Genomic DNA, 25,864 nt, shown 5'->3' on the forward strand with positions numbered 1-25,864 from the left:
GATGGGGCCAGCTCCGCCCATAGGATTCGAACCTATACTGCACGGCTCCAAAGGCCGGCGTGCTGCCATTACACCAGGGCGGAACAGCGTGCGCCAGTCAATCAGGGCCCGCGCTCACGAGACACCATCATGCCATTACGATGAACGGTATGGAAATTCTGCGCGAGGTACTGCTCACCCTTCATCTTATCGGCATGGCGATCATCGTGGGAGGCTATTTCACGGTCATCCGCGCCCCTCGCGTGCTGCCCGGAATGCTCCATGCCTCGTACCTCCAGCTCGTCACCGGACTCCTCCTCGTCGGGCTCGCGGAGATGGGTGACGGCCAGGTCGACCACATGAAGATCGGCATCAAGCTCGTCGTCGCGATCCTCGTCACGGTCTTCGCCTTCATCGGCAACCGGCAGCAGAAGCGGTACGCCGCGGGACTCGACGACGGCGGACTCGCTGCAGGCGGCACGGCCGGCACGGGTGCCGGTGGTGCTGCCGTGGCGACGAAGAACCCCTCGGCGACGATGGCGCATCTCACGTTCGCGTTCGCGATCATCAACGTCCTCGTCGCGGTCTTCGTCGGCTGACCCGCGTCCTCAGCACGCCCGCGGGCGTGGGGAAACCCGGCGCCGAGCTGTTCATCGCTGTGCTGACGGGCGCCCGGATGTCTGCCGACGGTGAGGGCGTCCCCTCGCGTCAGCGGCGACCGGTATCGTGGACTCCGACATGACTGAGAACTCCTCCATCACGGCTGCCTCCCCCGCCGACGAGCTGCTGTCGGGACTCAACCCCCGCCAGCGCGAAGCCGTCGTCCACACGGGCTCTCCCCTGCTCATCGTCGCCGGCGCCGGGTCCGGCAAGACGACGGTGCTCACGAGGCGCATCGCCTACGCGCTGGCCACCGGACGTGCGCACCCGGGCGAGATCCTCGCGATCACGTTCACGAACAAGGCAGCGAAGGAGATGGCCGAGCGCGTCTCGGCGATCGTCGGACCCGCCTCGCGCTCGATGTGGGTCTCGACGTTCCACTCCTCGTGCGTGCGGATCCTCCGGCGCGAGGCGAAGACGCTGGGCATGAAGTCGAACTTCACGATCTACGACGCCCAGGACGCGCAGCGCCTCGTCGCGCAGATCCTCAAGGAGCTCGGTCTCGATTCGAAGAAGTACGCCCCGCGGGCGATCCTCCACCGGATCTCGAACCTCAAGAACGAGCTCCAGACGGCCGAGGACTTCGTCCCCCGTCCCAACAATCCGGCCGACGAGGTGCTCGCCGACGTCTTCCGCCGCTACACCGCGCGCCTCAAGCTCGCCAACGCCTTCGACTTCGACGACCTCATCGCCGAGACCGTCCACCTCTTCGGCGCCTTCCCCGAGGTCGCCGACTACTACCGGCGCCGGTTCCGGCACATCCTCGTCGACGAGTACCAGGACACGAACCCCGCCCAGTACGCGCTCATCCGCGCCCTGGCCGGTGACGGCGCCGGGGGCTCCGGCGGTGCCGAGCTCACCGTCGTCGGCGACGCCGACCAGTCGATCTACGCGTTCCGCGGGGCGACGGTGCGCAACATCGTCGAGTTCGAGAAGGACTTCCCCGCCGCCGAGGTGGTCCTCCTCGAGCAGAACTACCGGTCGACGCAGAACATCCTCGACGCCGCGAACGCCGTCATCGCCAACAACCAGGACCGCAAGGAGAAGCGTCTGTGGACCTCCGAGGGCGGAGGCAAGCCGATCGTCGGCTGGGTCGCGGAGAACGAACAGGCCGAAGCACGGTTCGTCGTCGACCACATCGATGAGCTCATCGACGACGAGAAGTACACGTACGGCGACTTCGCCGTCTTCTACCGCACGAACGCCCAGTCCCGCGCGATCGAGGACGCCCTGGTCCGCTCGGGCATCCCGTACAAGGTCGTCGGCGGCACGCGCTTCTACGAGCGCCGGGAGATCAAGGACGCCCTCGCCTACCTCCGCGTCATCGCCAACCCCGACGACGACGTCAACCTCCGGCGCATCCTCAACGTGCCCAAGCGCTCGATCGGCGACCGCACCGAGGGCATCATCGCCGACTTCGCCGACCGGGAGGGCATCAGCTTCTACGCGGCCCTCGGTCGCCTCGAGGAGATCCCCCACCTGCCCTCGCGGGCGCAGACCGCGGTGCAGAAGTTCTACGACCTGCTGAGGGATCTCTCCGCGACCGCCGAGGCGGCTCCCGTGTCCCGTGTCATCGAGGCGATCCTCGAGCAGAGCGGGTACCTCGAGTCCCTTCAGAAGAGCACGGACCCGCAGGACGAGTCGCGGGTCGACAACCTCGCCGAGCTCGTCGCCGTGGCCGAGGACTTCGCCGCCACCCGCACGATCGCCGCCGCCGATGATGAGGAGACCGCGGAATCCGACGCCGTTCCCTCCGACGCCGTGGAGGCGAAGGGCGACGACACGAGCGCTGCACCAGAGCCGGAGGATGCCCTCGCCGAGGCGACCGCCGAATCCGGTGCCGACGCTGAGTCCTCCGACGTCGAGTCCCCCGCCGAGGCGGCCGGCAGCTCGTCGATCGATGCGTTCCTCGAGCAGGTCGCCCTCGCCTCGGACACCGATCAGATCCCCGACGCCGAACTCGGTCAGGTCACGCTGATGACCCTGCACACGGCGAAGGGCCTCGAGTTCCCCGTCGTCTTCCTCACCGGACTCGAGGACGGCGGCTTCCCGCACGCGCGGTCCTTCGAGAATCCGAGCGAGCTCTCCGAAGAGCGTCGCCTCGCCTACGTCGGCCTCACCCGGGCCCGCCAGCGGCTCATCGTCACGCGTGCCGAGACCCGCAGCATGTGGGGCCAGCCGCAGTACAACCCGCCGAGCCGGTTCCTCACGGAGATCCCGGAGAACCTCATCGAGTGGGAGAGCACCGGCAGCTTCTCCTCGGCGCTCGGCAGCGGCGGGGGCTTCGGCTCAGGATCGCGCGGCTTCGGCTCCGGCGGCTACGGTTCGGGCAGCGGCTACGGCGGCGGGTCGACCCGCGGTTCCGGATCATCGCGCAGCAGCCGGTCGTCCTCGTCGACGGCGGGCGGCTTCCCCAACCGCATCCGCCCCAACCGCGAAGTCATCTCCGTGTCCGTGGGTGAGAAGGTCTCCCACGAGTCATTCGGCCTCGGCACCGTCACCGAGGTCAACGGCGTCGGCGACAAGGCCGTCGCCGTCGTCGACTTCGGCTCGCTCGGCACGAAGCGCCTCCTGCTCCGGTACGCGCCGGTCGAAAAGCTCGGCTGAGTCGACTCCTCAGGTGTCCGGGCGCGAAACCGGTGCCCGGACACGAAGAAGCGCCGAGGTGAAATCGCTTCCACCTCGGCGCTCATCCATGCCGGACGCGGCTATGGATTGAAGATCATTCGTTGCCAATCGCACCGTCGGCGCCGTCGCGGCCCTGGTTGATCTGGTCCTCGAACTTGCCTCCGGAAAGGTTGTTGGCTGCGTCAGCGCCCTTGTCCAGGCCCTGGTCGCTGAGTTCTTCACCCTTATCGCTATTCAAGGCGTCCTTGGCTTTGTTGGTGAGGTCATCAAATCCCATGCTGTCTCCTTTCATCGGAAGAGGCCCTCTCGGACCTCCTGACGCAGTCCACGATGCCACTTCCCGCGCCCGAGACAAGGTGGGGAGCCGGATTTCACAGCCACCTCACAAAGTGACGAAGGTCGCAACTACAGTAGCCTGCCTCCGTCAGGCGTCGCTCCTGGTGGACTCCGGTGCGAGGTCGGGGCACTCACACGGCGGAGACTGCAACGGTGTGTCCGGGCCGCGGCTCAGCGGGTCTGGGGGACGACGAAGGCGAGTCCGACGAGGAGGACGGCGAAGATCAGGCACGTGAGAATGTCGACGGTCTTCGACCTGTTGCCCCAGAACTCGCCCCAGGGTGCCGGCATCGCGCGCAGCATCGCGAGTCCTGCCGGGACGGCGGCGAGCACGATGGCCGCCAGGCGGAAGTCGATGAACGCCGAGGCCGCGGCGATGACGATGGCGACGAGACAGGCCAGCAGCACCCAGTCCTTCGACACCGGGTGGGCGTACCGGCGCTTCCAGTAGATCCAGCGCTTGGCGACCGCCCCTCTCCCCCGCCGGGCATGGCGGGGAGAGGTGCGGGTGCGCTCAGTGGAAGAAATGGCGGCTCCCCGTGAGATAGAGGGAGACGCCCGCGGCCTCGGCGGCGGCGATGACCTCGTCGTCGCGGATCGATCCGCCCGGCTGGACGACGGCAGTGACCCCGGCGGCGAGGAGGATCTCGAGGCCGTCGGCGAACGGGAAGAACGCGTCGGAGGCGGCGACGGCCCCGGCGGCGCGTTCGGCCCCGGCACGGTCGACGGCGAGCTTCGCGGAGTCGACGCGGTTGACCTGTCCCATGCCGACGCCGACCGAGGCCCCGTCCTTCGCGAGCAGGATCGCGTTGGACTTCACCGCCCGGCAGGCCTTCCACGCGAATTCGAGGTCGGCGAGGACCTCGGGCGTCGCCGCCGGTCCGGCCGCCAGCGTCCACGCCTCCGCGGAGTCGCCGGCGGCCTGGAAGACGTCGCGGTCCTGGACGAGGAAGCCGCCGGTGATCTGCGTGAGCTCGCGGGCCGGGAAGTCGACGTCGCCGAGTTCGATGAGGCGGAGGTTCTTCTTCGCGGCGAGGATCTCGAGAGCCTCGGGCGAGAACGACGGTGCGGCGAGGCATTCGGTGAAGATCGGCTTGATCGATTCGGCGAGCGCGGCGTCGACCTCGCGGTTGACGGCGATGACTCCGCCGTAGGCCGAGAGCGGGTCGGAGGCGTGCGCGGCCCGGTGCGCCTCGGCGGGGGTGTCGGCGACGGCGATGCCGCACGGGTTCGCGTGCTTGATGATCGCCACGGCGGGACGGTCGAAGTCGAAGGCGGCGCGGATCGCGGCATCCGTGTCCGTGTAGTTGTTGTAGGACATCGCCTTGCCGCCGAGCAGTCTCGCGCCGGCGATTCCCCGGGTGCCGTCGGTGTAGACGGCGGCTCCCTGGTGGGGGTTCTCACCGTAGCGGAGGTCGTCGAGCTTGACGCCGGTCAGTCCCGCGAAGTCCGGCTGCGTTCCCTCGGCGGCGAGTTCCCCGGCGAACCAGGCGGCGACCTGGGAGTCGTAGGCCGCGGTGTGGGCGAAGGCGCGAGCGGCGAAGGCCCGTCGGGCCCCCTCGTCGAAGCCCTCGGCGGCTGCCGCATCGACGACCGCAGCGTAGTCGGCCGGGTCGGTGACGACGGTGACGGTGGGGTGGTTCTTCGCGGCCGCCCTGACCATCGAGGGACCGCCGATGTCGATCTGCTCGATGCAGTCGTCGAAGCCGGCGCCGCTGGCCACGGTGTCGGCGAACGGGTAGAGGTTGACGACGACGAGGTCGAACGGCGCGATCTCGAGTTCGTCGAGCTGCTCGAGGTGATCGGGCTTGCGCGAATCGGCGAGGATCCCGGCGTGCACGCGCGGGTGGAGGGTCTTGACCCGACCTTCGAGGGTCTCGGGGAAGCCGGTGAGCTCCTCGACCTTCGTGACGTCGACCCCGGCATCGGCGATCCGCGCCGCCGTCGATCCTGTGGAGACGATCTCGACCCCGGCCGCGGCGAGCCCACGGGCGAGCTCCTCCAGACCGGTCTTGTCGTAGACGCTGATGAGCGCTCTCCTGATCGCGCGGGTTCCTGTCACTGATCCTCCTTGGGGTGCGGTGTGGATGGAGTCGGGTCGGACGGTCGGGCTCGGTAGCCCTGCACGCGGCGACCGTCGATGTCGAGGTCGTTGTCCGTGAGGAACGCCAGCAGTCGGACGACCTCCTCGCGTTCGCGGGTCTTGATGCGCTCGTGCACGGTCTCCTCGGTGTCGCCGTCGTGCACGGGGACGGCGAACTGCGTGATGATCGGCCCGGTGTCGACTCCGGCGTCGACGAGGTGGATGGTCCCCCCGGTGACCTTGACCCCGTGCGCGAGCGCGTCCCGGACGCCGTGGGCCCCGGGGAACGCGGGCAGCAGTGCGGGGTGGGTGTTGATGATGCGATCGGGGAAGGCGGAGATGAATTCCTCGCCGAGGATGCGCATGAATCCCGCGGACACGACCCAGTCCGGGGCGAAGTCCGCGACGGTGTCGCGCAGCGTCCGGTTCCACTCCTCCCGGGTCGCGCTGTCCCGGGGGCGGACGACGAAGGTCGGGATGCCCGCCGCTTCGGCCCGGGCGAGGACACCGGCGGTTGCCGCATCGGAGCCGATGCCGACGATCTCGACACCCGCCTCGGCGCGGGCGGGCCCGGCGAAGGCGTCGATGACGGCCTGGGTGAGGGTGCCTGAACCGGAGGCCAGGAGAACGATGCGCACGGATCCATTCTATCCACGCGTCGGCCCGTGCCCGTCCCGGGTGCGCTGCTCCGCGCCGAGGCGTTTGCCAGTCGACTGTGACAAAATGTGGGGGTGACGTCACCGAACAGCACCGAAGAGAAGAACGCCCCCACTCCTGAAGAGGAGAGGCAGGCAGCGCCCGCGCGACACGGACTCATCCTCGTCCTCCTCGTCCTCGCCGCCGTGCTGACGTTCACGTACCCGCTGCCGTTCAAGCTCGCCGCGGCCGGTTTCGCGATCGCCGCCATCGTGTGGTCGATCCGCTACATCATCGCCGTGGTCAGGGCGAAGCAGCGTCGCAGCATCTCACTCGGCGTGCTCGGCGGACTGCTGAGCATCTACCTCATCTTCTCCACGATGTCCTCCGTCGTCCTCTGGCCCGTCCAGACGGCGTACGAGGAGTGCGTCCGGGATGCGATCACCCAGCAGGCCGAGCTGACGTGCGCGAGCGACTACGAGACCGGACTCGGCGACTGGTTCCAGCAGATCACCGGACAGGAACTCGATCTTCCCGGCTCGAACTGAGCCGGCGCTGAGCCGCCGGGCAGTGGTGACCCGACCAGCGGCGCGCGCGTCCCGCCGAGCCGCTGGTCGGCGTTGAGCTGACCCGGCCGCGGCGGCATCCGACCTTGTGAGTTTCAGAGCTCCTCGTGGTCGGCGGCCTCGACGGCGTCGTCGAACTGCATGTGCGAGAGCTTCGTGAGCACGAGTCCGAGGCTGAGCCCCACCCCGATCCACCCGCAGACGGCGAGCGCCGAGGTCAGCGGGGAGGGTCCGAAGGCCGCCAGGCCGAGCGGTCCGATCGCTCCCCGGGAGAACAGGGCGATCGTCTCGGCGGTGACGAAGAGGATCCCGCCCGCGATCGCCAGTCCCGTCCACGATGCCGCGTGAACGGCCCGGGCGTGGGTGCGGCCGATGACGACGCTGCCGACGCCGAGGAGGACGAGCAGGGCCGGTGCGGCCCTCGTCCACACCGGGTAGTCGCCGACGAGCAGCTCGAGGACGGGCACCGGCGGAACCGGGCCGGAGACCGTGCTGAACACCGAGCTCACCCCGCCGGCGCCGATGCTCACCCCGGTCCCCGCGATCCACGACAGGGCGCCGAAGAGGGCGCCGGGGGCGAAGAGCAGCTGGAGGACGGTGAGTCCGATGCCCGCCGACAGGGGCGAGCTGTAGGATCCCATCGCCTCGGCGAGGTCGGACCAGCGCAGGACGAGGGCGGCGCCGATGACGACGACGGCGAGGGAGGCCGCACCCCACAGGACGCGCCGGGCCAGAGCGACGGCCGTCTGCCACAGTGCGGGATCGAGGTCGGCGAACCATGGGATGTCGACGACGCCGCGGGCCCGGACGTAGCCTGCGGCGAACGCGGTGACGAGGAGCACGAGCAGTCGGAGGAAGCCGAGGGGGGTCATCGTCGCCTCGCCGACGATGAGGGACAGGGCCACGAGCGGACCGGCGTAGGCGAGCGCGAACCCGGCGAGCGCCATCGCGCACATCGCCCACCAGGGGGTCTCCTCTCCGTCGTCGGAGCGGATCGGATCGGCGTCCGAGAGGGTCGAGACGAGCCGGGACGCTCCGGCGGCGAGGAGCAGCCACACGCCGAGGGTGACGAGCCCGGGGGCAAGCGAGAAGTCGAACCCGATCGTCGAGACGCTCAGACCGTGGACGACCGCCCACAGGGCGAACGCCCACTCGGGAATGATCGAGTAGTCGAGCTGAGCGCCCAGCCCGACGATCCAGAAGACCGTCGCGACGACGAACGCCGAGGGGATGACGATGAGGTCGAGGCGGAAGGCCTCGACCAGTCCGAGGAGGACGGGATGGCGCGTGGTGCTCTGATGTGGAGAAGTGTGCATCGTTTCCATTTTCGCTGACCGACAGTCGACTTCCCGGTATTGACCGCGCGAAACTCATCTCAGGGACGTACAATTGCGCCAGAACGCGCGTGTCGGAAGTTAAGGAAGCAGCGAGCGATGAGCAATGGGAATGACGAACAGAACGTTCCGCCACCACCCAATCAGCCCCCGGGTCGCAACGGCGCCGGAGACGGCAAGGACCCATCGACGCCTGCCGACAGCGATGCGGTGAACGCAGGCTCGGGTTCCGATGCGACCTCGGCGGGCGGCCCCGCAGAGTCCGCGAAGGGCACGCCTGCCGGGCCAGCGAAGGGCACCGAATCCACTGGGGACAGCGCCCGGCCGGTCGGTCGTGACGCCGGCAAGACCGACGCTGGCGCGTCCGCCGGAGCGGACAAGTCGGACGCTGCGGTGAAGCCCGGCGGTGCAGAGAAGTCGGACGGCACAGACAAATCGGACGGCGCAGCGAAGTCCGCTGACGCACAGGCCCCGAGTGATGACACCGTGGCGATGCCCGCCCCCTTCTCCGCGGATCGTTCCGAGTCCGCGAACCGGCCGGAGTCAGCCACTGGCGGCGAATCGTCCTTCGGCGACAGCGCCCCGCCGCTGCAGACGCCCGGCGGCCAGTCCGGCCCCCGGGATCAGAGTGCCTCCGGACCGGGCGAGCGCCCCGGCACCGGCGGTCGTGCCGATGCGCAGCCGTCCGCCCCGCAGTTCGGCGCCCAGAACAGCAGCGCCGCGGGTCACGGTTCCCCCGGGAACGGTCCGCAGGGCAACGGCCCACAGAGCAATGCACCGCAGGGCGACGGCCGACCGAACGGTGGTCCCCGACCGGATGACCGTCAGGGCAGCGGCGCGGCTCCGTTCGGTGCCGCGGCAGCCGGCGGCGTGGTCGGCGCGAGCTCCGCGTATCCGAACGGTCCTGCGCAGAATGGCCCTGCACAGAATGGGCCGGGCCAGAACGGTCCAGGCCAGAGCGGTCCTGCGCAGAACGGCCCCGGCCCCTATCAGCCCGGACCAGGCCAGAACGGACCCGGCCAGGCGGGCGGCAACGCGTACGGCAGCAGCTCGTACGGCAACGGTCCCTACGGTCAGACGAATCCGTACCAGTCCCCGACGGGCTCCGGACCTCAGACCGCCTCCGGACCTCAGACCGCCTCCGGACCCCAGACCGGGTCGGGCCCCCGGACCGGGTCGGGACCCGGATCGTCGCAGGCGCTGCCCCAGCCGGCTCCGGCCCCCGGGTTCTCAGGCGGCACGACAGCCACCTCGCGGGCCGCGGCGCGTCCGACGAAGAAGAAGGGCAAGCTGCCCCTCTTCATCGCCCTCGGCTCGGTTCTCCTCGTCCTCGTCCTCGTGCTCGTCGGGTTCCTCGTCATCAACTCGGTGAACAAGAACAACTACGGTCCCGACACCGTCGCCGAGGACTACGTGGCGGCCCTCAACAAGGGCGACTTCGCCGCGGCGGAGAAGATCGCCCCGTCCCCGCGCCCCGAGGGCACGAACATGGACCTGCTGTCGAAGAACTTCACCGACGCCTCCTCGGCGAAGATCGAGAACGCCAAGGTCGAGACCTCACAGGTCGACGGCGACAGCGGCAAGGTCACCGTCACCTACGAGCTCGACGGCAGCACGTACAACGTCGACCTGCCCGCGAAGAAGGACGGCAAGCAGAACCTCTTCTTCGACAAGTGGACGCTCACGGGTCCGGCGCTCCACGTCATCTCGCTCGACGTGCCCGCGGCCGACGGCCTGAAGATCAACGGCACCGACTACACGGCGCAGGCAGGCACGACCGCCTTCGCCGTCTACCCGGGCAACTACGACTTCTCGATCCCGGCGAGCAAGTGGGTCTCCGAGGCCTCCGACACGGCTGCGGCGAACTTCCCGCAGGCGTACGCCCCGGGCGATCAGCCGAGCACCGACCAGGTGTCGCCGCTCACCCTCAATCTCGCCCTGTCCCCGACGCCTGATTTCGAGAAGGAAGTCCAGAAACAGGTCGAGGCGGAGCTCAACAAGTGCTTCGACAACAAGGACATCAAGCCCAAGTGCAAGTTCATCAAGTTCGATCCGACGCAGATCCCCGTCGGCGGCACCGATGACAAGCTCGAAGACCTCGCGAAGGACAACACCGCGAAGTGGACCATGAAGAAGATGCCGCAGGTCAAGGCCTCCTTCGGCATGGGTGACACGAACACCGGGTCGTTCTTCACCGAGACCAACGGCACGTTCGACTTCAGCGTCGACGGCAAGGCCGCCGGTTCCTCGTACTTCTCCAACGACAACCCGCTGTCGGTCTCCGGCAGCGTGAACATCGAGGGCGACACACTCACAGTCGAGTTCTTCGACTTCTGAGCCGCCGCTGACGGCCGCAGACGCTGAGGGCCGGGACTCCGCTGCGGAGTCCCGGCCCTCAGCGTCTGCGCATCCGGGTGCCGGCTACCGGAGGACGATCAGCTGCGGGGCCTCACCCGAGGTCGGCCGGCTGCGGGGCGGGAATGCCCGCCGCAGCCTCGAACCACATGCCGGCGGCCATGACGAGCCGGTCGGCGAACCGACAACCTGCGATCTGCACGCCGACGGTCCGGCCGTCACCGGTGTACCCGCCGAGGACGACGGCCGCCGGCTGCTCGGACATGTTGAAGGGCATCGTGAAGCCGATGTGCCCCATCTTCTCGCTCGCGTCCGGATACGGCATCGGCCACTCGGCGGGAAAGGACGCCCCGGGGGCGACCGGCGAGAGCACGAGGTCGAACCCGTCGGTGGCAGCGACGGTGCGGCGCCGGATCTCCTGCACGCTGTGATAGCAGTCCATGAGCGTCGTGCCCGTGACGTGGGCCCCGCCCTGCGCCCATTGGCGGATGTAGGGCAGGATGAGATCCTGCTCGGCGAGCGGCAGAGCGCGCAGGTCGTTCCATGACCGCACCCGCCAGAACAGGTCCATGTCCCCCAGCAGGTCGTCGTCGATGAATGGGTCGACGTCGACGACCTCGGCACCGGCGGCGGCGAACGTCCGCCCCGCCTCGGCGATCACCGCGGCGACCTCCGGGACCACCGGCTCACCGCAGCCGGCGTCGAGCTGGAGACCGATCCGCAGTCCCTGCGGCGAGAAGGCCGCGTCCGGGGTCAGCCCGGCAGGTCCGAGGTCCTCCTCGGCATCGGCGGCGAACCTCGGCAGCCGCGAGTAGTCGCGGTCATCGGGCGCGGAGATGACGGGCATCACCGCTGCGACATCGGCCATCGACCGGGCGAGCGGACCCGCACAGCGTCCGAGGTAGGGGACGTCGAGTGGAACCCGACCGAAGCTCGGTTTGAGACCGGCCAGCCCCAGCCACGTGCACGGCAGGCGGATCGACCCGCCGATGTCCGAACCGATGTGGATCGGGCCGTACCCGGCCGCGGCCGCGGCTCCGGCGCCCGCGCTCGACCCTCCCGTCGTCAGGCTCGGATCGAGCGGGGAGCGGGTGATCCCGTGGAGGGAGGAGACTCCGGAGGAGAGCATCCCCCAGTCCGGCATCGTCGTCGACCCGACGATGACGGCACCGGCCTCCTCGAGTCGTGCGGTGATCGGCGCATCGTGGTCGGCGACGGGAACCTCGACCCAGGCATGTCCCGAGGGCATCGGCACTCCCCGGCGCGCGATGTTCTCCTTGATCGTCACCGGCACTCCGTCGAGGCGACTGAGCGGGCGGTTCTCCCGCCACCGCTTCGCACTCGCTTCGGCGGCCGCTGTCGACCGCGCATCATCGCGGTGGACGAGGGCGTTGATGACCGGTTCCCACGCGTCCATCCGCTCCGCCACGTCGGCCAACACGTCGCGCGGATCGAAGTCCCCGGCGGCGAAGCCCGCGGTCATCTCCGCGGCTGAGCGGTCGGCCAAGGTCATCGTCGTCCTTCTCTCTTCTCGGGGTCAGCGGGCGCCGGCGAGCGCCTCGGCGAGGTTGGGCGTCGCCGCGATGAGGCTTCTCGTGTACTCCTCACGCGGGTGCGCGTAGACGCACTCGGTCGTGCCGGCCTCGACGATGCGGCCGTCCTTCATGACGATGACGTCCGAGCACAGGTGCCGGATGACGCCGAGGTCGTGGGAGACGAAGACGAGGGTGAGGGCGTAGTCGTCGACGAGGTCGCTGAGCAGATTGAGCACCTGCGCGCGCACGGAGACGTCGAGGGCGGAGACCGGTTCGTCGGCGACGAGGATCTGCGGGCGGGAGACGAGGGCGCGGGCGATCGAGATCCGCTGCCGCTGACCGCCGGAGAACTGGTGCGGGTACCGGCGCATCGTGGCCGGGTCGAGGTCGACGGCGCGCAGCATCTCCTCGACCCTGGCCTCCCGCTCCTCCCGGCCGATGCCCTTGGCGATGAGGGGTTCGGCGACGATGTCGGCGATGCGCATGCGCGGGTCGAGGGAGGCGAACGGGTCCTGGAAGACGATCTGCAGGTGCTCCCGCAGGGTCTTCAGCTCTGCCGCGGACGCCGATTCGACAGTGATGTCGCCGACGCGCACGTGCCCGGTCGTCGGGGTGTCGAGGCCCGCGAGGATGCTCAGCAAGGTCGACTTCCCCGACCCGGATTCGCCGACGATGCCAAGCCGCTGTCCGCGGGCGACGCTCAGGTCGATGTTCTCCAGGGCCTGGACGGGCCTGCGGCGGCGGAAGAGGAGACCGCCCGAGCGGTAGAGCTTCGAGACGCCGGCAACGTCGATGAGCGGGTCCGGGTCTCCCTCCTCGGGTGCCCGCGGTGCCCGGTCGACGATATCGTGCGCCGAGGCGGTCGCCGGCCCCTCCGTCACCTCAGCGGCGGGCGGCGGGGCGAATCTCGAGAACCTGTCCGCCCGCTCGGTTCCGCCGGGCCCCGCGTACTCCCCCGCGGTGCGCAGGGTGAAGAGCCGTCCGTTCTCATCGGTGGCCTCGAGATCCGAGGAGGCGAGGAGGCCGCGGGTGTACGCGTGCTGGGGATCGGTGAAGACCTCCGCGACGCTGCCGGTCTCGACGATCCGGCCCCGGTGCATGACGATGACCCGCTCGCAGATGCCGGCGACGACGGCGAGGTCGTGGGTGATGAAGAGGAGTCCCGCCCCCACGGCTCCGACGCGTTCGGAGATGAGGTCGAGCATGTGCTTCTGCACCGTGACGTCGAGCGCCGTCGTCGGCTCGTCGCAGATGAGCAGGCGCGGCGAGTTCGCGAGCGCGATCGCGAGCATGACCCGCTGCCGCTGGCCGCCGGAGAGCTGGTGCGGGTAGGCGAACCGCGCCCCGTCGGGGTCGGGCATGCGCACGCTGACGAGGAGCTCCCGGACCCGCGCGGGGATCTCAGTCCGCGGCACGCCGCCGTGGAGGCGGAGCACCTCGGCGATCTGGTCTCCGACGCGCATGAGCGGGTTGAGCGCGCTCATCGGCTCCTGGAACACCATCGAGACGAGGTCCGAGCGCATCCGGGCCAATCGGCGTTCGCTCGCCTCGAGGACGTTGCCGTCGAAGCCCGCCAGGGTCACGGAGCCGGTGGCGGAGAGCTCCTCGGGCAGCAGCCCCATGATCGACAGCGCGGTCAGGGACTTCCCCGATCCGGACTCCCCGATGAGTCCGACCCGCTCCCCCGGCGCCATCGTCAGGGACACGCCGTCGACGACGGGGGTGTCGGCATCGGCCGGGGTGATCGTCAGCCCGGCGACGTCGAGGAGGGTCTCGGCCATCTCAGCGCACCTCCATCTTCGGGTCGAAGCGGTCCCGCAGCCCGTCGCCGAGGAGGTTGAATCCGAGGACGGCGAGCGCGATGAACAGGCCCGGCCACAGCGCGAGCTCGGGGTGAGTGGTGAGGAACTGCTGGGACTCCTGGAGCATCCGTCCCCATGACGGCACCGGCGCTTGGGTGCCGAGACCGAGGAAGGACAGCCCCGCCTCGGCGAGGACGGCGATGGCGAACGTCACGGACGCCTGGACGATGACCATGCCGGCGATGTTGGGCAGGACGTGGACGACGGCGATCGCACCGGGGCTGCGATTGGCGGCGCGGGCCGCCCGCACGTAGTCGGAGCCGAGCACCTGCAGCGTGCCGGAGCGGGCGACGCGGGCGAACCCGGGGATCGAGGCGATGCCGACGGCGGCCATCGCCGGTCCGGTGCCGGGTTGGTAGACGGCGGCGAAGATGATCGCCAGGAGCAGGGCGGGGAAGGCGAGGAGGATGTCGTTGGCGCGCATGATCGCCGCGCCGATCCACCCGCCCCACGGGTACTGGGCGAAGACGGCGGCGAGGATGCCGATCGGGGTGCCGATGAGCAGGGCGATGCCGACGGCGACGACGCCGACCATGAGCGTGATCCGCGCACCGTACATGATCCACGTCAGGGTGTCGCGGCCGAACCGGTCGGTGCCGAAGGGGTGCGCCGGGCTCGCGGATTCGAGGCGCGCGGCGGGGTCGACGGCGCCCGGGTCGTACGGGGTCCAGACGAAGGAGACGAGCGCGAGGGCGACGATGAGGACGACGAGGACGCCCCCGATGAGCAGCGGCGCACCGAGGCGGCGCCGTCTCCGCCGGCCGGGGGCGGAGGGCGCTGCCGCGGCGGGGTCGGTGGCGACGGTGTCGCGCGGGTTGGGCTCGCTCATGCGGCATTCCTCAGTCGCGGGTCGACGACGGGATAGAGGAGGTCGACGATGAAGTTGATGATGAGGACGAGGACGATGAGGACCATGACGATGCCCTGGACGGTGAGCAGGTCCCGGTTGGCCACGGCCCGCACGAGCTCCGAGCCGATGCCGGGGAGGACGAAGATCTGCTCGATGACGACGGCGCCGACGAGGAGGGTCGCGAGCTGGACGCCGGCGACGGTGATGACGGGGATCGCGGCATTGCGCAGACCGTGGGCGAAGAGCGCCCGAGTGCGGGTCAGGCCCTTCGCCCGGGCGGTGCGGATGAAGTCCTCCCGCATGACGTCGAGGACCGCCGAGCGGACGTAGCGGGTGAGGATCGCGGCCTGGACGAGAGCGAGCGCCACGACGGGGAGGACGAGGCCTGCGAGGAAGTCGCCGAAGCCCTCGATCGGCGCCGTCCACCCCTGGGAGGGGAACCATCCCAGGGTGAGGGAGAAGACCATGACGAGGAGGATGGCGGCGAGGAAGTTGGGGATCGCGATCCCGATCTGGCTGAGACCGGAGATCGTCGCGCCCACCCAGTTGCGCTGCTCGAGGGCCGCGAAGGTGCCCAGCGGCACGGCGATGGCGACGGCGAGGACGATCGCGGTGACGACGATGATCGCGGTGACCTGGACGCTGTCGACGATGACCGGGGTGATCTGCGTGCCCGTGACGTACGAGGTGCCGAAGTCGCCCTGGACCATGCCGCCGACCCAGTCGAGGTAGCGGACGATCGGGGGCTCATCGAGACCGTACTGGGCTTCGAGGGCGGCGACGGCCTCCGGCGTCGCGTTCGTCCCCAGCGCCACCTGAGCCGCATTGCCCGGCAGGACGCTCATCAGCGCGAAGACGATCACCGAGGCGACGAGGAGGGAGAGGAGGAACTGGACGAACCGACCGAGGATGTAGGCGAGCATGGGCGACGGGTCTCACGCCCAGCTGAGATCGGCGATGCGGAAGGCGTCGGAGACGCGGTTGGCCGGGATCCCGCTGACGTCGGCCTTCGCGACGACGAGGTTGGGGAAGAGGAAGAGGAAGTCGGCGGCGGCATCCTCGGTGATCGTGCGCGCGATGTCCTTCATGCCGGAGATGTACTCCTCCTCGGTGCCGGTGTCGGCCTTCTCCGCGAGCTCCTTGATTCTCGTGTCGTCGTAGCCGGTGTAGTAGTCGGAGGAGAACACCGTGAGCAGGTCGCGGGGTTCGGCGTGGTTGATCACCGACATGTCGTAGTCGTGCTTCGTGAAGGTCTTGTCGAGCCACACGGCGGGGAACTCCTGCGTCTCGATCCTCGCTCTCAGCCCGACGGCCTCGAGCTGGGAGGACACGATCTCGGAGATCGCCTTCGCATACGGCAGGTTCGGCACGGTGAAGGCGAACTCCTCGCCGCTGATGCCCGCCTCGTCGACGAGCGTCTTCGCCTTCTCCGGGTCGTAGGGCCACACCTGAGTGAGGTCCTCGTAGTAGGGGTCCGTGGGCGGCACCATCGACCCGATGAGCTCCCCGTAGCCGGCCCACGCGGTGTCGAGCACGGCCTGGCGGTCGACGGCGTACATCACGGCCTCGCGGGCGGCCTTGTCGGCGAAGATGCCCTCGGCGTTGTTCATCGAGAGGACGACTTCGCCGTTCGTCGTCCCGGACACGATCTGGTACTCGTCGCTCTGGAACTCGCTCGCGAGCTCCGGGGCCTGCAGGTTCGAGACGACGTCGATCTCCCCGGACTTCAGGGCGTTCGCCGCCGACACGGCGTCCTTGAAGTACTTGAACTCGACGTTGGCCACCGCAGGCTGCTCACCCCAGTAGTCGTCACGGGCGACGAAGTCGATGGACTGACCGCGGGTGAACGCGTCGACGGCATACGGGCCCGTCCCGATCGCCTGGTTCGCCAGGTCGTCGGTGCCGGCGGTGTCGAAGACGGCGCCGACGAGGGTGGTGAGGTTGAACAGCCACATGTTCGACGGCTTCGCCAGGGTGATCTCCACGGTCGAGTCATCGGGGGTCGCGATCTCCTCGACGATGTCCATCTTCGACTTCAGCGGATTCTGCCACTCGTTCTGCACGCGTTCGTACGAGTACTTCACGTCCTCGCTCGTCAGCTCCGCGCCGTTGGAGAACGTCACACCGTCGCGCAGGGTGAACGTGTAGGTCCGCCGGTCATCGGAGACGTCCCACTCCTGCGCGAGGGCGGGCTGGATCTTGCCCTGCTCGTCGACGCGGACGAGGGATTCGTAGACGTTCTCCATGAGCGCCTCGGGGATCGCCACCCCGGAGGTCGAGGTGAAGTCGAGGTTGACCGGTTCGGCGGTGAACGCGATCGCCATCGAGTCGTTCTGCCCCTCCCCCGGGTCCGAGGCTCCCGCGGAGCACGCTGACAGGAACAGGGTCGCAGCGGCTGCGGCCGCGACCAGGAGTGTGGCGCGCGGAGTCTTCATCGTTCACCTCGTAGTTCGGGATGCCCATCGGCTCTGTCAGTGTATCCGAGCCCGGACCCCGTGAACGTGGCGGGGGTCACATCGTGAGCGGCTGATCTGGAACGGGACTGCCGCCTACAGTCAGGACCCCGTCACCGAGGCGGTCTCAGAGCCCCGATTCGGCGCCGAGGATCGCGGCGAGCGCGTCGAAGGCGATGCGCCGGTGCGAACGCGCGTTCTTCTCCTCCGGCGTCATCTCGGCGGCACTGATCTCCGACCCGCTGGGGACGAAGATCGGATCGTAGCCGAATCCGCCGTCCCCGGCCGGAGCGGTCGCCAGGTGCCCGGGCATGACGCCCTCGGTGACGAATTCGCGTCCGTCGGGGGTGACGGCGGCGGCAGCGCAGCGGAACTGGGCGCCGCGGTGCTCGACGGCGATGTCGGAAAGCTGGGCGAGGAGGAGCTCGAGGTTCGCGGCGTCGTCTCCGTGCCGGCCGGCCCAGCGGGCGGAGAAGATGCCCGGGGCCCCGCCGAGGACGTCGACGGCGATGCCGGAGTCATCGGCGATCGCCGTCTTCCCGGTGGCCCGCGCCGCGGCCCGGGCCTTGATGAGCGCGTTCTCCTCGAACGTCACCCCGGTCTCGGCGACATCGGGCAGTCCCGCCTCGGCGGCGGTGAGCACCGTGGTGTCCTCACCGAGGACGGGCAGGAGGATGGAGAGGAGCTCGCGCTTCTTCTTCTCGTTGTGGGTGGCGAGGACGAACGTCGTCATCGGCCGAGCACTTCGACCTGGAGTTCGGTGAGGTCCGCACAGCCCTTCGCGGCGAGGTCGAGGAGGGCACCGAGTTCGTCCCGGTCGAACGGGGCGCCTTCGGCGGTGCCCTGGACCTCGACGAACTTGCCCGACCCGGTCATGACGACGTTCATGTCGGTCTCGGCCGTCGAGTCCTCGACGTAGGGCAGGTCGAGGACGGGCGTGCCCTCGACGATGCCGACGCTGATCGCGGCGACGGAGTCGATGAGCGGGCGGTTCGCGGCCGGGATGATGCCGCTCGAGCGTCCGCGCTCGATGGCATCGGCCATCGCGACGTAGGCGCCGGTGATCGACGCGGTGCGGGTGCCGCCGTCGGCTTGGAGGACGTCGCAGTCGAGGACGAGGGTGTTCTCCCCGAGCTTCGTCATGTCGATGACGGCGCGCAGGCTGCGGCCGATGAGGCGGGAGATCTCATGGGTGCGGCCCCCGAGCTTGCCCTTGACGGATTCGCGGGTGCTGCGGGAGTCCGTGGCGCGCGGGAGCATCGCGTACTCCGCGGTCACCCAGCCGCGGCCCTGGCCCTTGAGCCAGCGGGGCACGCCCTCGGTGAGGGAGGCCGCGCACAGGACGCGGGTGTTGCCGAACTCGATGAGCGCCGAGCCCTCGGCCGTGGTGATCCAGTTGCGGGTGATCTTCACATCGCGGAGTTCGTCCGCCTGTCGTCCGTCGGCACGCGTCATGGTTCGTCCGTCCTCAGTCTCGGTGGGTGGTGGGTCGGTGTTCGATGGCTCTGTGGGTGGTGGCTCTGTGGGTGATGGCTGGTCGGTGGTCGGTCGTCAGCGGAGTCGGCGAGGCGGCCTCACACGGTCCACCAGGCTCCGGGCTTCGCGAGTTCGATGGGTCCACGGTACTCGCCTGCGGCTTCGCCGCGGACGATCGTGCAGTTCGTCCACACCGGGATGTGGGTGAGCACGAGCGACTTGACGTCGGCGGTCGCTGCGACCCGACCAGCACGGCGACCGGTGAGGTGGACGCCGCGCACGGTGTCCCGGCCCTCCTGGAAGGCGGCTTCGCAGAGGAAGAGGTCAGCGCCTGCGGCAGCGGCGACGAGGTTGTCGCACTCGTCGGTGTCGGCGGAGTAGACGAGCACCCGGCCGGCGGCATCGGTGATCCGCAGCGCGTAGGTCTCGACGGGATGGGCGACGAGGAAGGCCTCGACGGTGAGCGACCCGATGGTCATCACGGCCCGGTCGTCGAGGTCGACGAACTCGAAGGGCCGGCCGAAGTCGGTGTCCTCGCAGCCCTCTGCGACCGGGGACTTGCCCGGCGGCGTCTGGTAGGCCCGGGTCAGCCGCTCTTTCGCCCCGGCCGGGGCGAGGACGGTTGTGCGGGTCCTGATGGTGCCGGTGTCGGTGATATCGCCGCTGAAGAAACGCGGGTCGTAGCAGTGCCGGACGTAGAGCCCCATCATGTCCATGCAGTGGTCGGGGTGGAGGTGGCTGAGCACGACCGCGGACACGGAGTCGAGGTCGACGGCCTGCTGGAGCGGGGTCAGCGCCCCGGATCCGAGGTCGAGCACGATCCTCGTCGGGGACTCCTCGTCGGTTTCGACGAGGTAGCAGCTGGCGGCGGATCCGGGTCCGGGGAACGAACCGGCGGTGCCGAGGGCGGTGAGTCTCATGCGTCGTCGTCCCCCTGCATCTCCGCGAGCAGGGTCGTCGTCAGACGGTCCTGGATCCAGGTCAGGAAGTCGTAGAGGGTGAGGGTGAGCTCTTCGGATTCGTCGAGGTCGCCGCGGCGGGCGTACGTCTCCTCCTGGGCCTCCTCGGTGTCGATGCCCAGGCGCACGGCGAGGACGAGCCGCAGGTCGTTGAGCCCCTTCATCCATGCGAGGACCTCGTCGCGGGTCAGGGTGATCGCGGCTCCGCGGCGCAGGCCCATGAGGATGATCCGCACGTTGTGCGCCTTCGCCTGGGCGAGGTCGAACTCGGTGAGGCGGCGGAACTCCGCGGACCGCTCCTCATCGAGGGGGTCGACGTCGGGGAAGAGGCGGAGCAGGGCCGGGTCGTCGGGTCGGGGCCGCTCGATGAGGCCGAGGCGGGCCTCCCAGTTCTCCGAATCGGGTCGGCTGTCCTCATCGCCGTCCTCGGTCTCCTCGGTCAGCAGTGCGGCGAGGTCGGTGAAGACGGTGAGCATGAGGGAACGTTCGTTGTCCTCGAGTCTGAGGACGACGTCGTCCCCTCGAGCATCTATCGCGGCCATGCGTCAGTCGGATCCTGTATCTGGTTGGCACGCGGCCCACAGACCGAATTCGTGCATCGCTTGGGTGTCGCGCTCCATCTCCTCGCGCCCGCCGGTGGCGACGACGGAGCGCCCGTTCTCGTGGACTTCGAGCATGAGCGTGTGCGCCTTCTCCGCGGAATAGCCGAAGTAGCTCTGGAAGACGTAGCTGACGTAGCTCATGAGATTGACCGGGTCGTTGAAGACGACGGTCTTCCATGGTCGGGCCCTGTCCTGGTCGGTGCGCTCCCGGACATCGGGCTCGAGGACAGGGGTCGTTGGATTGCTCACGTTTCCACAATACGGCAGATCGCCGAGGCTGTCGTGACGTAAGATCGCGCCTATGAGTGATCTCACACGCACCGGTTCCACTGCGTTCTTCACCGATCAGTACGAATTGACGATGGTGCAGGCCGCCTTGAGATCCGGAGCTGCTCACCGCCGCAGCCTCTTCGAGGTCTTCGGCCGCAGCCTTCCCGCCGGACGCCGCTACGGCGTCGTCGCCGGCACCGGTCGCATCCTCGAGATGCTCGGGGACTTCCGCTTCGACGATGAGCAGCTGAGCTTCCTCAGCCGTGAGCAGATCGTCGACAGGGAGACCATCGACTGGCTCGCGAACTACCGGTTCACCGGCACGATCCGCGGGTACGCCGAAGGGGAGATCTACTTCCCGGGCTCACCGCTGCTGACGATCGAGGCGAGCTTCGCCGAGGGCGTCATCTTGGAGACCCTCATCCTCTCCGCGCTCAACTACGACTGCGCGGTCGCCTCGGCGGCCTCCCGCATGGCGCAGGCCGCCGGTGATCGTCCGTGCGCGGAGATGGGCGGGAGGCGGACGAACGAGCATGCCGCCGTCGCTGCCGCCCGCGCGGCCGTCATCGGCGGGTTCTCCTCGACGTCGAACCTCGCCGCGGGCCTCGAATACGGGCTGCCGACGATCGGCACGTCGGCCCATTCGTTCACGCTCCTCCACGACTCCGAACGCGAGGCGTTCGCCGCGCAGCTCTCGTCATTGGGCACCGACACGACGCTGCTCCTCGACACCTACGACGTCGAGGAGGCGCTGCGGACGGCGATCGATCTCGCCGGCGACCGCCTCGGCGGGGTCCGCATCGATTCGGGTGACCTCATCGAGCAGGCCAGCGAGGTGCGGGCAGGCCTCGATCGCCTCGGGGCGACGGACACGACGATCACGGTGACGAGCGACCTCGACGAGTATGCGATCGCCGCGCTCGCGGCCTCCCCCGTCGACGCGTACGGCGTCGGCACCCGGGTCGTCACCGGGTCAGGGGCGCCGGCGGCGGGACTCGTCTACAAGCTCGTGGCCCGCGCCGACGAGGCGGGGACGTGGACGGCGGTGGCGAAGAACTCCAGCGGCAAGCCCTCCCGCGGCGGTCACAAGGAGGCCAGGCGCCTCATCGATGGGGCGATCGCCGTCGAGGAGGCCGTCGGCATTCCCGACCTGCCCGCCGATCTCGACGACGGCAGGCACCTGTCGGTCGACCTCGTCGTCGCCGGTGAGGTCGATGAGTCGTTCACCGGTCCCGGCGGGGTGAAGAAGGCGTGCGCCCGCCACGACGAGTCGCTGGCCGAGCTGCCGCGGTCGGCCCGCCGCCTCCAGGACGGCGAGCCGGCGATTCCCACGGTCTTCTACGCGAACTGAGGCCGCGTCACTTCCGGCCGATGAACCAGCCCTGAAGCTTCTTGATCCGCGCCTGGATCTGCTCACGGGTGGCCTGGGCGACTGCCGGGCCGCCGCACGCCTTGCGGAGTTCGACGTGGACGTTCTTGTGCGGGGTGCCCGTCCGCCGCGACCACGCGCCGACGAGGCTCTGGAGCTGATCGCGCTCCTCCTTCATCGCCCGGTGCTCGAGTTCGCTGGTGTGGACCTCCGCCGCGGGCGGGGCCGCCGCGGTCTTCCGCTGCGCCTGCCTGGCCTGCTGGGTGCGCAGCAGCTCGTGGACCTGTTCGGGTTCGAGGAGGCCGGGGATGCCGATGAAGTCGAGTTCGTCCTCGGAGCCGATCGCGCCACCGGTGCCGAACTCACCGCCGTCGAAGAGCACCCGGTCGAAGAGCGCCTCGGCGCCGAGGGCTTCGAACGACCCGAGCTGATCGGATGCGCCCTCGTTGCGATTGGCCTGTTCGAGGGCCTGATCGTCGAAGACGACGACGTCGTTCTCGTCCTCATTCCGCGGCCGGTCGAGGGCGTGGTCGCGTTCGACCTCCATCGTGTTGGCCAGGGCGAGGAGGATAGGGACCGAGGGGAGGAACACCGAGGCGGTCTCCCCGCGTTTGCGGGCGCGCACGAAGCGGCCGATGGCCTGCGCGAAGAAGAGCGGGGTCGACGACGAGGTCGCGTAGACGCCGACGCACAGGCGCGGGACGTCGACGCCTTCGGAGACCATGCGCACGGCGACCATCCACCGGTCCGTCGAGTTCTGGAACTCCTCGATGCGCGCCGAGGCGCCGGCTTCGTCGGAGAGGACGACGGTGGGCCTCTCCCCCGTGAGTTCGCGCAGCACCTTCGCATAGGCGCGGGCGGCGTCCTGGTCGGTGGCGATGACGAGGCCGCCGGCGTCGGGGACCGTGCGGCGGACCTCGGTGAGCCGGATGTCGGCGGCCTTGAGCACGGCCGGGATCCAGTCGCCGGCGGGATCGAGCGCGGTCCGCCAGGCCTGGGAGTTGATGTCCTTCGTCGTCTCCTCGCCGAGGACGTGCGACATCTCGTCTCCGGCCTTCGTCCGCCAGGACATCGCACCGGCGTAGGCGAGGAAGAGGACGGGGCGGACGACGGAGTCCTTGAGTGCGCGGCCGTAGCCGTACGAGTAGTCGGCGACGGAGGTGCGGATGCCCTCGGCGTCGGGGGCATAGGTGACGAACGGGATCGGCGAGGTGTCCGACCGGAACGGGGTGCCGGTCAGCGACAGGCGCCGCACCGCCGGACCGAAGGCCTCTCGCACGGCGTCGCCCCAGGACAGGGCGTCACCGGCGTGGTGGACCTCGTCGAGGATGACGAGGGTGCGCCCGGCAGCGGTGCGGTTGTGGTGGAGCGTCGGCTTCGCGGCGACCTGGGCATAGGTGAGGGCGACCCCGTGGTATCCGGGGGCGTGCTTGCCCTGCGAGTTCTTGAAGTGCGGGTCGAGTTTGATGCCGACGCGCGCGGCCGAATCGGCCCACTGGACCTTGAGGTGTTCGGTGGGCGCGACGACGGTGACGCGGTTGACGACGCGCTGGGCGAGGAGCTCAGCGGCCAGGCGCAGCGCGAACGTCGTCTTGCCGGCGCCCGGGGTCGCCACGGCGAGGAAGTCCTTGGGCTGATCCCGGAAGTAGAGGTCGAGGGCCTCGGCCTGCCATGCGCGCAGTTTGCCGGCCGTTCCCCACGCTGCGCGCTCGGGGAAGGCCGGTGAGAGCTGTTCGGCGGCGGAGGTCCCGGGGAGACGTTCCGCGGCCATCTACTCCTTGGGTCCTTCAGGCATCGATTCGAAGATCTCTTTGCACTTCGGGCAGACGGGGAAGCGCTCGGGGTCCCGGCTCGGCACCCACACCTTTCCGCACAGGGCGATGAGCGGAGTGCCCGTGACCATGGACTCCATGATCTTGTCCTTGGGCGCGTAGTGGCTGTACCGTTCGTGGTCACCGGGTTCGACAAGCTGCTCGCTCTGCTCGCGCTCGATCGTCGCCGAACCGCCTGTAGCTGGATAGGTCATGGCTCCATTGTAGTTCCCTAGAATGAGAACCATGGATCGGTCCCACGAGTATTCGCTCACAGAGCGCTACCAGGAGCTCAGTGACGACATCGCCGCCGCCGTCGCCGTGGTCTCGGCCAGGCGCGGGCAGGCGGCGCACGCGATCACCGTCGACTCGTTCCTCGATGTCTCCTATGATCCGCCGACGATGGCGGTGAGCATCTACTCGGGGTCGCGGATGATGGAGACCTTGGAGATGAGCGACCATTTCGCGATCTCCGTCCTCGCCTCCGATCAGCGGGATCTCTCCGAGCGCCTCGGCGCCTCGGGTCAGCCGCTCTACGGTGCGCTCGGCGGGATCGGGAACTTCCCCGCGCCCCGGTCGGGACAGCCCGTGCTCGACGGCGCGATCGCCTGGTTCGAGCTCCGGCTCACCGACATCCTCGAGGTCGCCACCCACAGTCTCGTCGTCGGGGAGGTCATCGCCCTCGGAGCCGGCGCCGACAGCGGCAAGTCGCAGCCGCTGTTGCGGTGGCGCAAGGCGTACGGCACCATCGGCCCCCGCTGACCCTCCCCTCCCCGCACCGCGATAGGTGCGCGACGCGTCGCTCCCAGCACGCGGAGTCCCCTTTCGTCACGCTGAACCCCCTACGTGACGCTGCGCCCCATTTCGGGATCCCTGAGCCTTAGACTCGGGGCATGGACTTGGCAGCGATCTGGCCGCCCTTCGGGCTGCGCATCACGATGGGAACGATGGAGCTCACGCCGACACGGGAGTCCGATTATCCCGAGCTCGCGGAGATCGCCCGTGGTGGAGTCCGACGTGACGATGCGCCGGCGTTCCTCGTCGACTGGGATTCGGGAACCGATGAGGAGATCGCGAAGAACATCGCTCACTTCCAGTGGGCCACTCGGGCGAACTTCTCACAGCAGGAGTGGACGATCGAGTTCACCGTCCGAGTCGACGGACGGGTCATCGGCCTGCAGGGCATCACCGGCAAGGACTTCCTCGCCACGAAGTCGGTGACGACAGGATCGTGGTTGGCACGGGTCGAGCAGGGTCAGGGGTATGGGACGCAGATGCGTCGTGCCGTCGTCACCGCCTTCGCCGAGAACTTCGACGTCGAGGTCTTCCATACCGCGCATATCGACGGCAACGATGCGAGTCGCCGGGTCTCGGAGAAGCTCGGCTATTCTCCGAACGGGCAGAAGCGCATCGTCGTCCAGGACGGCAACGCGCACACGGAGCATCAGTTGGTGCTGCCGGCTGCCGACATCATCCGCGGGCCCGAGCCGGTCGAGGTCACCGGCACCGAGGCAGTCCGCCGTTTCCTCGGACTCGACACCCCGACCTGAACGCAGCAGGCACCACCGCCGGCCCGAAGCCCGATCCGATGGGTGAATGCAAAAAGTGGGGACCTCACCAGTCCCCCACCACCACACCAACCGGCCCGACACTCGGTCCGGTGCGTGAATGCAAAAAAGGGAGGGAACCCTGGTCCAACCAATTGTTGAACCAGGATCCCCTCCCCCAAAGAATATTGCGGCAGTCACTTACTCTCCCACAACCACCAAGTTGCAGTACCATCAGCATGACATGGGCTTAGCTACCGGGATCGGAACGGTTAACCGGGCGTTTCCCCACCACTATCACCACCGCAAAACCAACCAACCACCCACACACACTTACCTGTGTGTGGTAATGGTCCAAGAACCGCACAGCGAACGCGAACACCACACAGTGGTCTCATCAAAAACCCGTTGTAACTTTCCCGCACACACCAACCCCGAAAGGGTTGTGTGAGTGATCGGCGTATTAGTACCAGTCAACTCCACACATTGCTGTGCTTCCATACCCGGCCTATCAACCCAGTGTTCTCCTGGGCACCTCCCCCCACAAAATGGG

At 68.9% G+C, this 25,864-nt stretch carries 24 protein-coding genes, 1 tRNA gene and 2 rRNA genes; 7 read left to right on the forward strand and 20 right to left on the reverse strand.

The window, feature by feature from the left end; translation table 11 throughout:
- Positions 1-11: 11 nt before the first annotated feature.
- Positions 12-83: transfer RNA gene (locus ABD154_RS11825), tRNA-Gln, on the reverse strand.
- Positions 84-149: 66 nt separating this feature from the next.
- On the opposite strand from ABD154_RS11825, the gene ABD154_RS11830 reads away from it, so the two are divergent.
- Complete coding sequence (locus ABD154_RS11830) at positions 150-578, forward strand: hypothetical protein (protein ID WP_198498252.1); 429 nt, start codon at positions 150-152, stop codon at positions 576-578.
- Positions 579-717: 139 nt separating this feature from the next.
- The gene (locus tag ABD154_RS11835; RefSeq protein WP_198498251.1) at positions 718-3,246 is read left to right on the forward strand and encodes a UvrD-helicase domain-containing protein; all 2,529 of its coding nucleotides are present in this window, start codon (positions 718-720) and stop codon (positions 3,244-3,246) included.
- Positions 3,247-3,361: 115 nt separating this feature from the next.
- Here the strand turns inward: ABD154_RS11835 and ABD154_RS11840 are convergent, their stop codons facing one another.
- The 4 genes from ABD154_RS11840 to purN form a co-directional block, all read right to left on the reverse strand.
- Complete coding sequence (locus tag ABD154_RS11840) at positions 3,362-3,544, reverse strand: antitoxin (RefSeq protein WP_137826786.1); 183 nt, start codon at positions 3,542-3,544, stop codon at positions 3,362-3,364.
- A gap of 230 nt (positions 3,545-3,774) precedes the next feature.
- Complete coding sequence (locus ABD154_RS11845) at positions 3,775-4,026, reverse strand: hypothetical protein (protein WP_232623533.1); 252 nt, start codon at positions 4,024-4,026, stop codon at positions 3,775-3,777.
- 91 nt (positions 4,027-4,117) lie between these two features.
- Positions 4,118-5,665, reverse strand: coding sequence for a bifunctional phosphoribosylaminoimidazolecarboxamide formyltransferase/IMP cyclohydrolase (gene purH / locus ABD154_RS11850; RefSeq protein ID WP_198498250.1), 1,548 nt, complete (start codon positions 5,663-5,665; stop codon positions 4,118-4,120).
- Positions 5,662-6,324: a phosphoribosylglycinamide formyltransferase gene (purN, locus tag ABD154_RS11855; protein ID WP_198498249.1), complete on the reverse strand. Its 663-nt coding sequence runs from the start codon at positions 6,322-6,324 to the stop codon at positions 5,662-5,664. The genes purH and purN overlap by 4 nt, the downstream gene beginning before the upstream one ends.
- Before the next feature lie 93 nt (positions 6,325-6,417).
- Here purN and ABD154_RS11860 point away from each other — a divergent pair, with 93 nt between their 5' ends.
- The gene (locus tag ABD154_RS11860; RefSeq protein WP_137826783.1) at positions 6,418-6,870 is read left to right on the forward strand and encodes a hypothetical protein; all 453 of its coding nucleotides are present in this window, start codon (positions 6,418-6,420) and stop codon (positions 6,868-6,870) included.
- Between the two features lie 113 nt (positions 6,871-6,983).
- Here the strand turns inward: ABD154_RS11860 and ABD154_RS11865 are convergent, their stop codons facing one another.
- Positions 6,984-8,204, reverse strand: a complete 1,221-nt coding sequence (locus ABD154_RS11865) for a cell division protein PerM (RefSeq protein WP_198498248.1) — start codon at positions 8,202-8,204, stop codon at positions 6,984-6,986.
- Between the two features lie 117 nt (positions 8,205-8,321).
- Between ABD154_RS11865 and ABD154_RS11870 the strand changes: the two genes are divergently transcribed.
- Positions 8,322-10,559 carry a hypothetical protein gene (locus ABD154_RS11870; protein ID WP_232623532.1) on the forward strand — a complete coding sequence of 746 codons (2,238 nt, stop codon included), beginning with the start codon at positions 8,322-8,324 and terminating at the stop codon, positions 10,557-10,559.
- 112 nt (positions 10,560-10,671) lie between these two features.
- Here ABD154_RS11870 and ABD154_RS11875 read toward each other — a convergent pair whose 3' ends face one another.
- The 10 genes from ABD154_RS11875 to clpS form a co-directional block, all read right to left on the reverse strand.
- Positions 10,672-12,090 carry an amidase gene (locus ABD154_RS11875; RefSeq protein ID WP_198498247.1) on the reverse strand — a complete coding sequence of 473 codons (1,419 nt, stop codon included), beginning with the start codon at positions 12,088-12,090 and terminating at the stop codon, positions 10,672-10,674.
- A 24-nt stretch (positions 12,091-12,114) separates the two neighbouring features.
- A complete protein-coding gene (locus ABD154_RS11880; protein WP_198498246.1) occupies positions 12,115-13,893 on the reverse strand; it encodes a dipeptide ABC transporter ATP-binding protein in 1,779 nt (592 codons plus the stop codon).
- 1 nt (position 13,894) lies between these two features.
- Positions 13,895-14,803: an ABC transporter permease gene (locus tag ABD154_RS11885; RefSeq protein ID WP_198498245.1), complete on the reverse strand. Its 909-nt coding sequence runs from the start codon at positions 14,801-14,803 to the stop codon at positions 13,895-13,897.
- Positions 14,800-15,747, reverse strand: a complete 948-nt coding sequence (locus ABD154_RS11890) for an ABC transporter permease (RefSeq protein ID WP_198498244.1) — start codon at positions 15,745-15,747, stop codon at positions 14,800-14,802. The genes ABD154_RS11885 and ABD154_RS11890 overlap by 4 nt, the downstream gene beginning before the upstream one ends.
- Before the next feature lie 12 nt (positions 15,748-15,759).
- Positions 15,760-17,259 carry an ABC transporter substrate-binding protein gene (locus ABD154_RS11895; protein ID WP_198498243.1) on the reverse strand — a complete coding sequence of 500 codons (1,500 nt, stop codon included), beginning with the start codon at positions 17,257-17,259 and terminating at the stop codon, positions 15,760-15,762.
- Between the two features lie 145 nt (positions 17,260-17,404).
- Positions 17,405-18,010, reverse strand: coding sequence for an RdgB/HAM1 family non-canonical purine NTP pyrophosphatase (rdgB, locus tag ABD154_RS11900; RefSeq protein WP_198498242.1), 606 nt, complete (start codon positions 18,008-18,010; stop codon positions 17,405-17,407).
- Positions 18,007-18,732, reverse strand: coding sequence for a ribonuclease PH (gene rph, locus ABD154_RS11905; protein ID WP_198498241.1), 726 nt, complete (start codon positions 18,730-18,732; stop codon positions 18,007-18,009). Before rph ends, rdgB begins: the two co-directional genes overlap by 4 nt.
- A gap of 119 nt (positions 18,733-18,851) precedes the next feature.
- Positions 18,852-19,673, reverse strand: coding sequence for an MBL fold metallo-hydrolase (locus ABD154_RS11910; RefSeq protein WP_198498240.1), 822 nt, complete (start codon positions 19,671-19,673; stop codon positions 18,852-18,854).
- Positions 19,670-20,254 carry a DUF2017 family protein gene (locus ABD154_RS11915; RefSeq protein WP_198498239.1) on the reverse strand — a complete coding sequence of 195 codons (585 nt, stop codon included), beginning with the start codon at positions 20,252-20,254 and terminating at the stop codon, positions 19,670-19,672. The genes ABD154_RS11910 and ABD154_RS11915 overlap by 4 nt, the downstream gene beginning before the upstream one ends.
- A 3-nt stretch (positions 20,255-20,257) precedes the next feature.
- The gene (clpS, locus tag ABD154_RS11920; protein WP_140955566.1) at positions 20,258-20,563 is read right to left on the reverse strand and encodes an ATP-dependent Clp protease adapter ClpS; all 306 of its coding nucleotides are present in this window, start codon (positions 20,561-20,563) and stop codon (positions 20,258-20,260) included.
- 52 nt (positions 20,564-20,615) lie between these two features.
- Between clpS and ABD154_RS11925 the strand changes: the two genes are divergently transcribed.
- Complete coding sequence (locus ABD154_RS11925; protein WP_198498238.1) at positions 20,616-21,935, forward strand: nicotinate phosphoribosyltransferase; 1,320 nt, start codon at positions 20,616-20,618, stop codon at positions 21,933-21,935.
- 7 nt (positions 21,936-21,942) lie between these two features.
- Here the strand turns inward: ABD154_RS11925 and ABD154_RS11930 are convergent, their stop codons facing one another.
- Positions 21,943-23,724 (reverse strand): DEAD/DEAH box helicase, encoded by a 1,782-nt coding sequence (locus tag ABD154_RS11930; protein WP_198498237.1) that lies wholly within the window; start codon positions 23,722-23,724, stop codon positions 21,943-21,945.
- Positions 23,725-23,979 carry a DUF3039 domain-containing protein gene (locus tag ABD154_RS11935; RefSeq protein ID WP_137826860.1) on the reverse strand — a complete coding sequence of 85 codons (255 nt, stop codon included), beginning with the start codon at positions 23,977-23,979 and terminating at the stop codon, positions 23,725-23,727.
- 31 nt (positions 23,980-24,010) lie between these two features.
- Here ABD154_RS11935 and ABD154_RS11940 point away from each other — a divergent pair, with 31 nt between their 5' ends.
- Together ABD154_RS11940 and ABD154_RS11945 are read left to right on the forward strand one after the other, a co-directional pair.
- Entirely contained in the window at positions 24,011-24,526 is a 516-nt protein-coding gene (locus ABD154_RS11940) for a flavin reductase family protein (protein ID WP_198498236.1), read from the forward strand.
- Between the two features lie 131 nt (positions 24,527-24,657).
- Positions 24,658-25,314: a GNAT family N-acetyltransferase gene (locus ABD154_RS11945; protein WP_198498235.1), complete on the forward strand. Its 657-nt coding sequence runs from the start codon at positions 24,658-24,660 to the stop codon at positions 25,312-25,314.
- Between the two features lie 185 nt (positions 25,315-25,499).
- Here the strand turns inward: ABD154_RS11945 and rrf are convergent.
- Together rrf and ABD154_RS11955 are read right to left on the reverse strand one after the other, a co-directional pair.
- Positions 25,500-25,619 (reverse strand): 5S ribosomal RNA (gene rrf, locus ABD154_RS11950).
- A 135-nt stretch (positions 25,620-25,754) separates the two neighbouring features.
- A 23S ribosomal RNA gene (locus ABD154_RS11955) occupies positions 25,755-25,864 on the reverse strand; the annotation flags it as partial.

Origin of the sequence: Brevibacterium sanguinis (assembly GCF_039528855.1) — a bacterium.
GTDB classification, from domain to species: Bacteria; Actinomycetota; Actinomycetes; order Actinomycetales; family Brevibacteriaceae; genus Brevibacterium; species Brevibacterium sanguinis.

Bases quoted from the DNA above. Each gene is read 5' to 3' on its own strand.
- ABD154_RS11830 (WP_198498252.1), top strand. From the start codon at position 150: ATGGAAATTCTGCGCGAGGTACTGCTCACCCTTCATCTTATCGGCATG.
- ABD154_RS11945 (WP_198498235.1), top strand. From the start codon at position 24,658: ATGGACTTGGCAGCGATCTGGCCGCCCTTCGGGCTGCGCATCACGATG.
- ABD154_RS11870 (WP_232623532.1), top strand. From the start codon at position 8,322: ATGAGCAATGGGAATGACGAACAGAACGTTCCGCCACCACCCAATCAG.
- rdgB (WP_198498242.1), bottom strand. From the start codon at position 18,010: ATGACGACGTTCGTCCTCGCCACCCACAACGAGAAGAAGAAGCGCGAG.
- ABD154_RS11940 (WP_198498236.1), top strand. From the start codon at position 24,011: ATGGATCGGTCCCACGAGTATTCGCTCACAGAGCGCTACCAGGAGCTC.
- ABD154_RS11930 (WP_198498237.1), bottom strand. From the start codon at position 23,724: ATGGCCGCGGAACGTCTCCCCGGGACCTCCGCCGCCGAACAGCTCTCA.
- ABD154_RS11895 (WP_198498243.1), bottom strand. From the start codon at position 17,259: ATGAAGACTCCGCGCGCCACACTCCTGGTCGCGGCCGCAGCCGCTGCG.
- ABD154_RS11935 (WP_137826860.1), bottom strand. From the start codon at position 23,979: ATGACCTATCCAGCTACAGGCGGTTCGGCGACGATCGAGCGCGAGCAG.
- ABD154_RS11840 (WP_137826786.1), bottom strand. From the start codon at position 3,544: ATGGGATTTGATGACCTCACCAACAAAGCCAAGGACGCCTTGAATAGC.
- ABD154_RS11915 (WP_198498239.1), bottom strand. From the start codon at position 20,254: ATGGCCGCGATAGATGCTCGAGGGGACGACGTCGTCCTCAGACTCGAG.
- ABD154_RS11835 (WP_198498251.1), top strand. From the start codon at position 718: ATGACTGAGAACTCCTCCATCACGGCTGCCTCCCCCGCCGACGAGCTG.
- ABD154_RS11875 (WP_198498247.1), bottom strand. From the start codon at position 12,090: ATGACCTTGGCCGACCGCTCAGCCGCGGAGATGACCGCGGGCTTCGCC.
- ABD154_RS11885 (WP_198498245.1), bottom strand. From the start codon at position 14,803: ATGAGCGAGCCCAACCCGCGCGACACCGTCGCCACCGACCCCGCCGCG.
- ABD154_RS11925 (WP_198498238.1), top strand. From the start codon at position 20,616: ATGAGTGATCTCACACGCACCGGTTCCACTGCGTTCTTCACCGATCAG.
- ABD154_RS11890 (WP_198498244.1), bottom strand. From the start codon at position 15,747: ATGCTCGCCTACATCCTCGGTCGGTTCGTCCAGTTCCTCCTCTCCCTC.
- ABD154_RS11880 (WP_198498246.1), bottom strand. From the start codon at position 13,893: ATGGCCGAGACCCTCCTCGACGTCGCCGGGCTGACGATCACCCCGGCC.
- rph (WP_198498241.1), bottom strand. From the start codon at position 18,732: ATGACGCGTGCCGACGGACGACAGGCGGACGAACTCCGCGATGTGAAG.
- ABD154_RS11910 (WP_198498240.1), bottom strand. From the start codon at position 19,673: ATGAGACTCACCGCCCTCGGCACCGCCGGTTCGTTCCCCGGACCCGGA.
- ABD154_RS11865 (WP_198498248.1), bottom strand. From the start codon at position 8,204: ATGCACACTTCTCCACATCAGAGCACCACGCGCCATCCCGTCCTCCTC.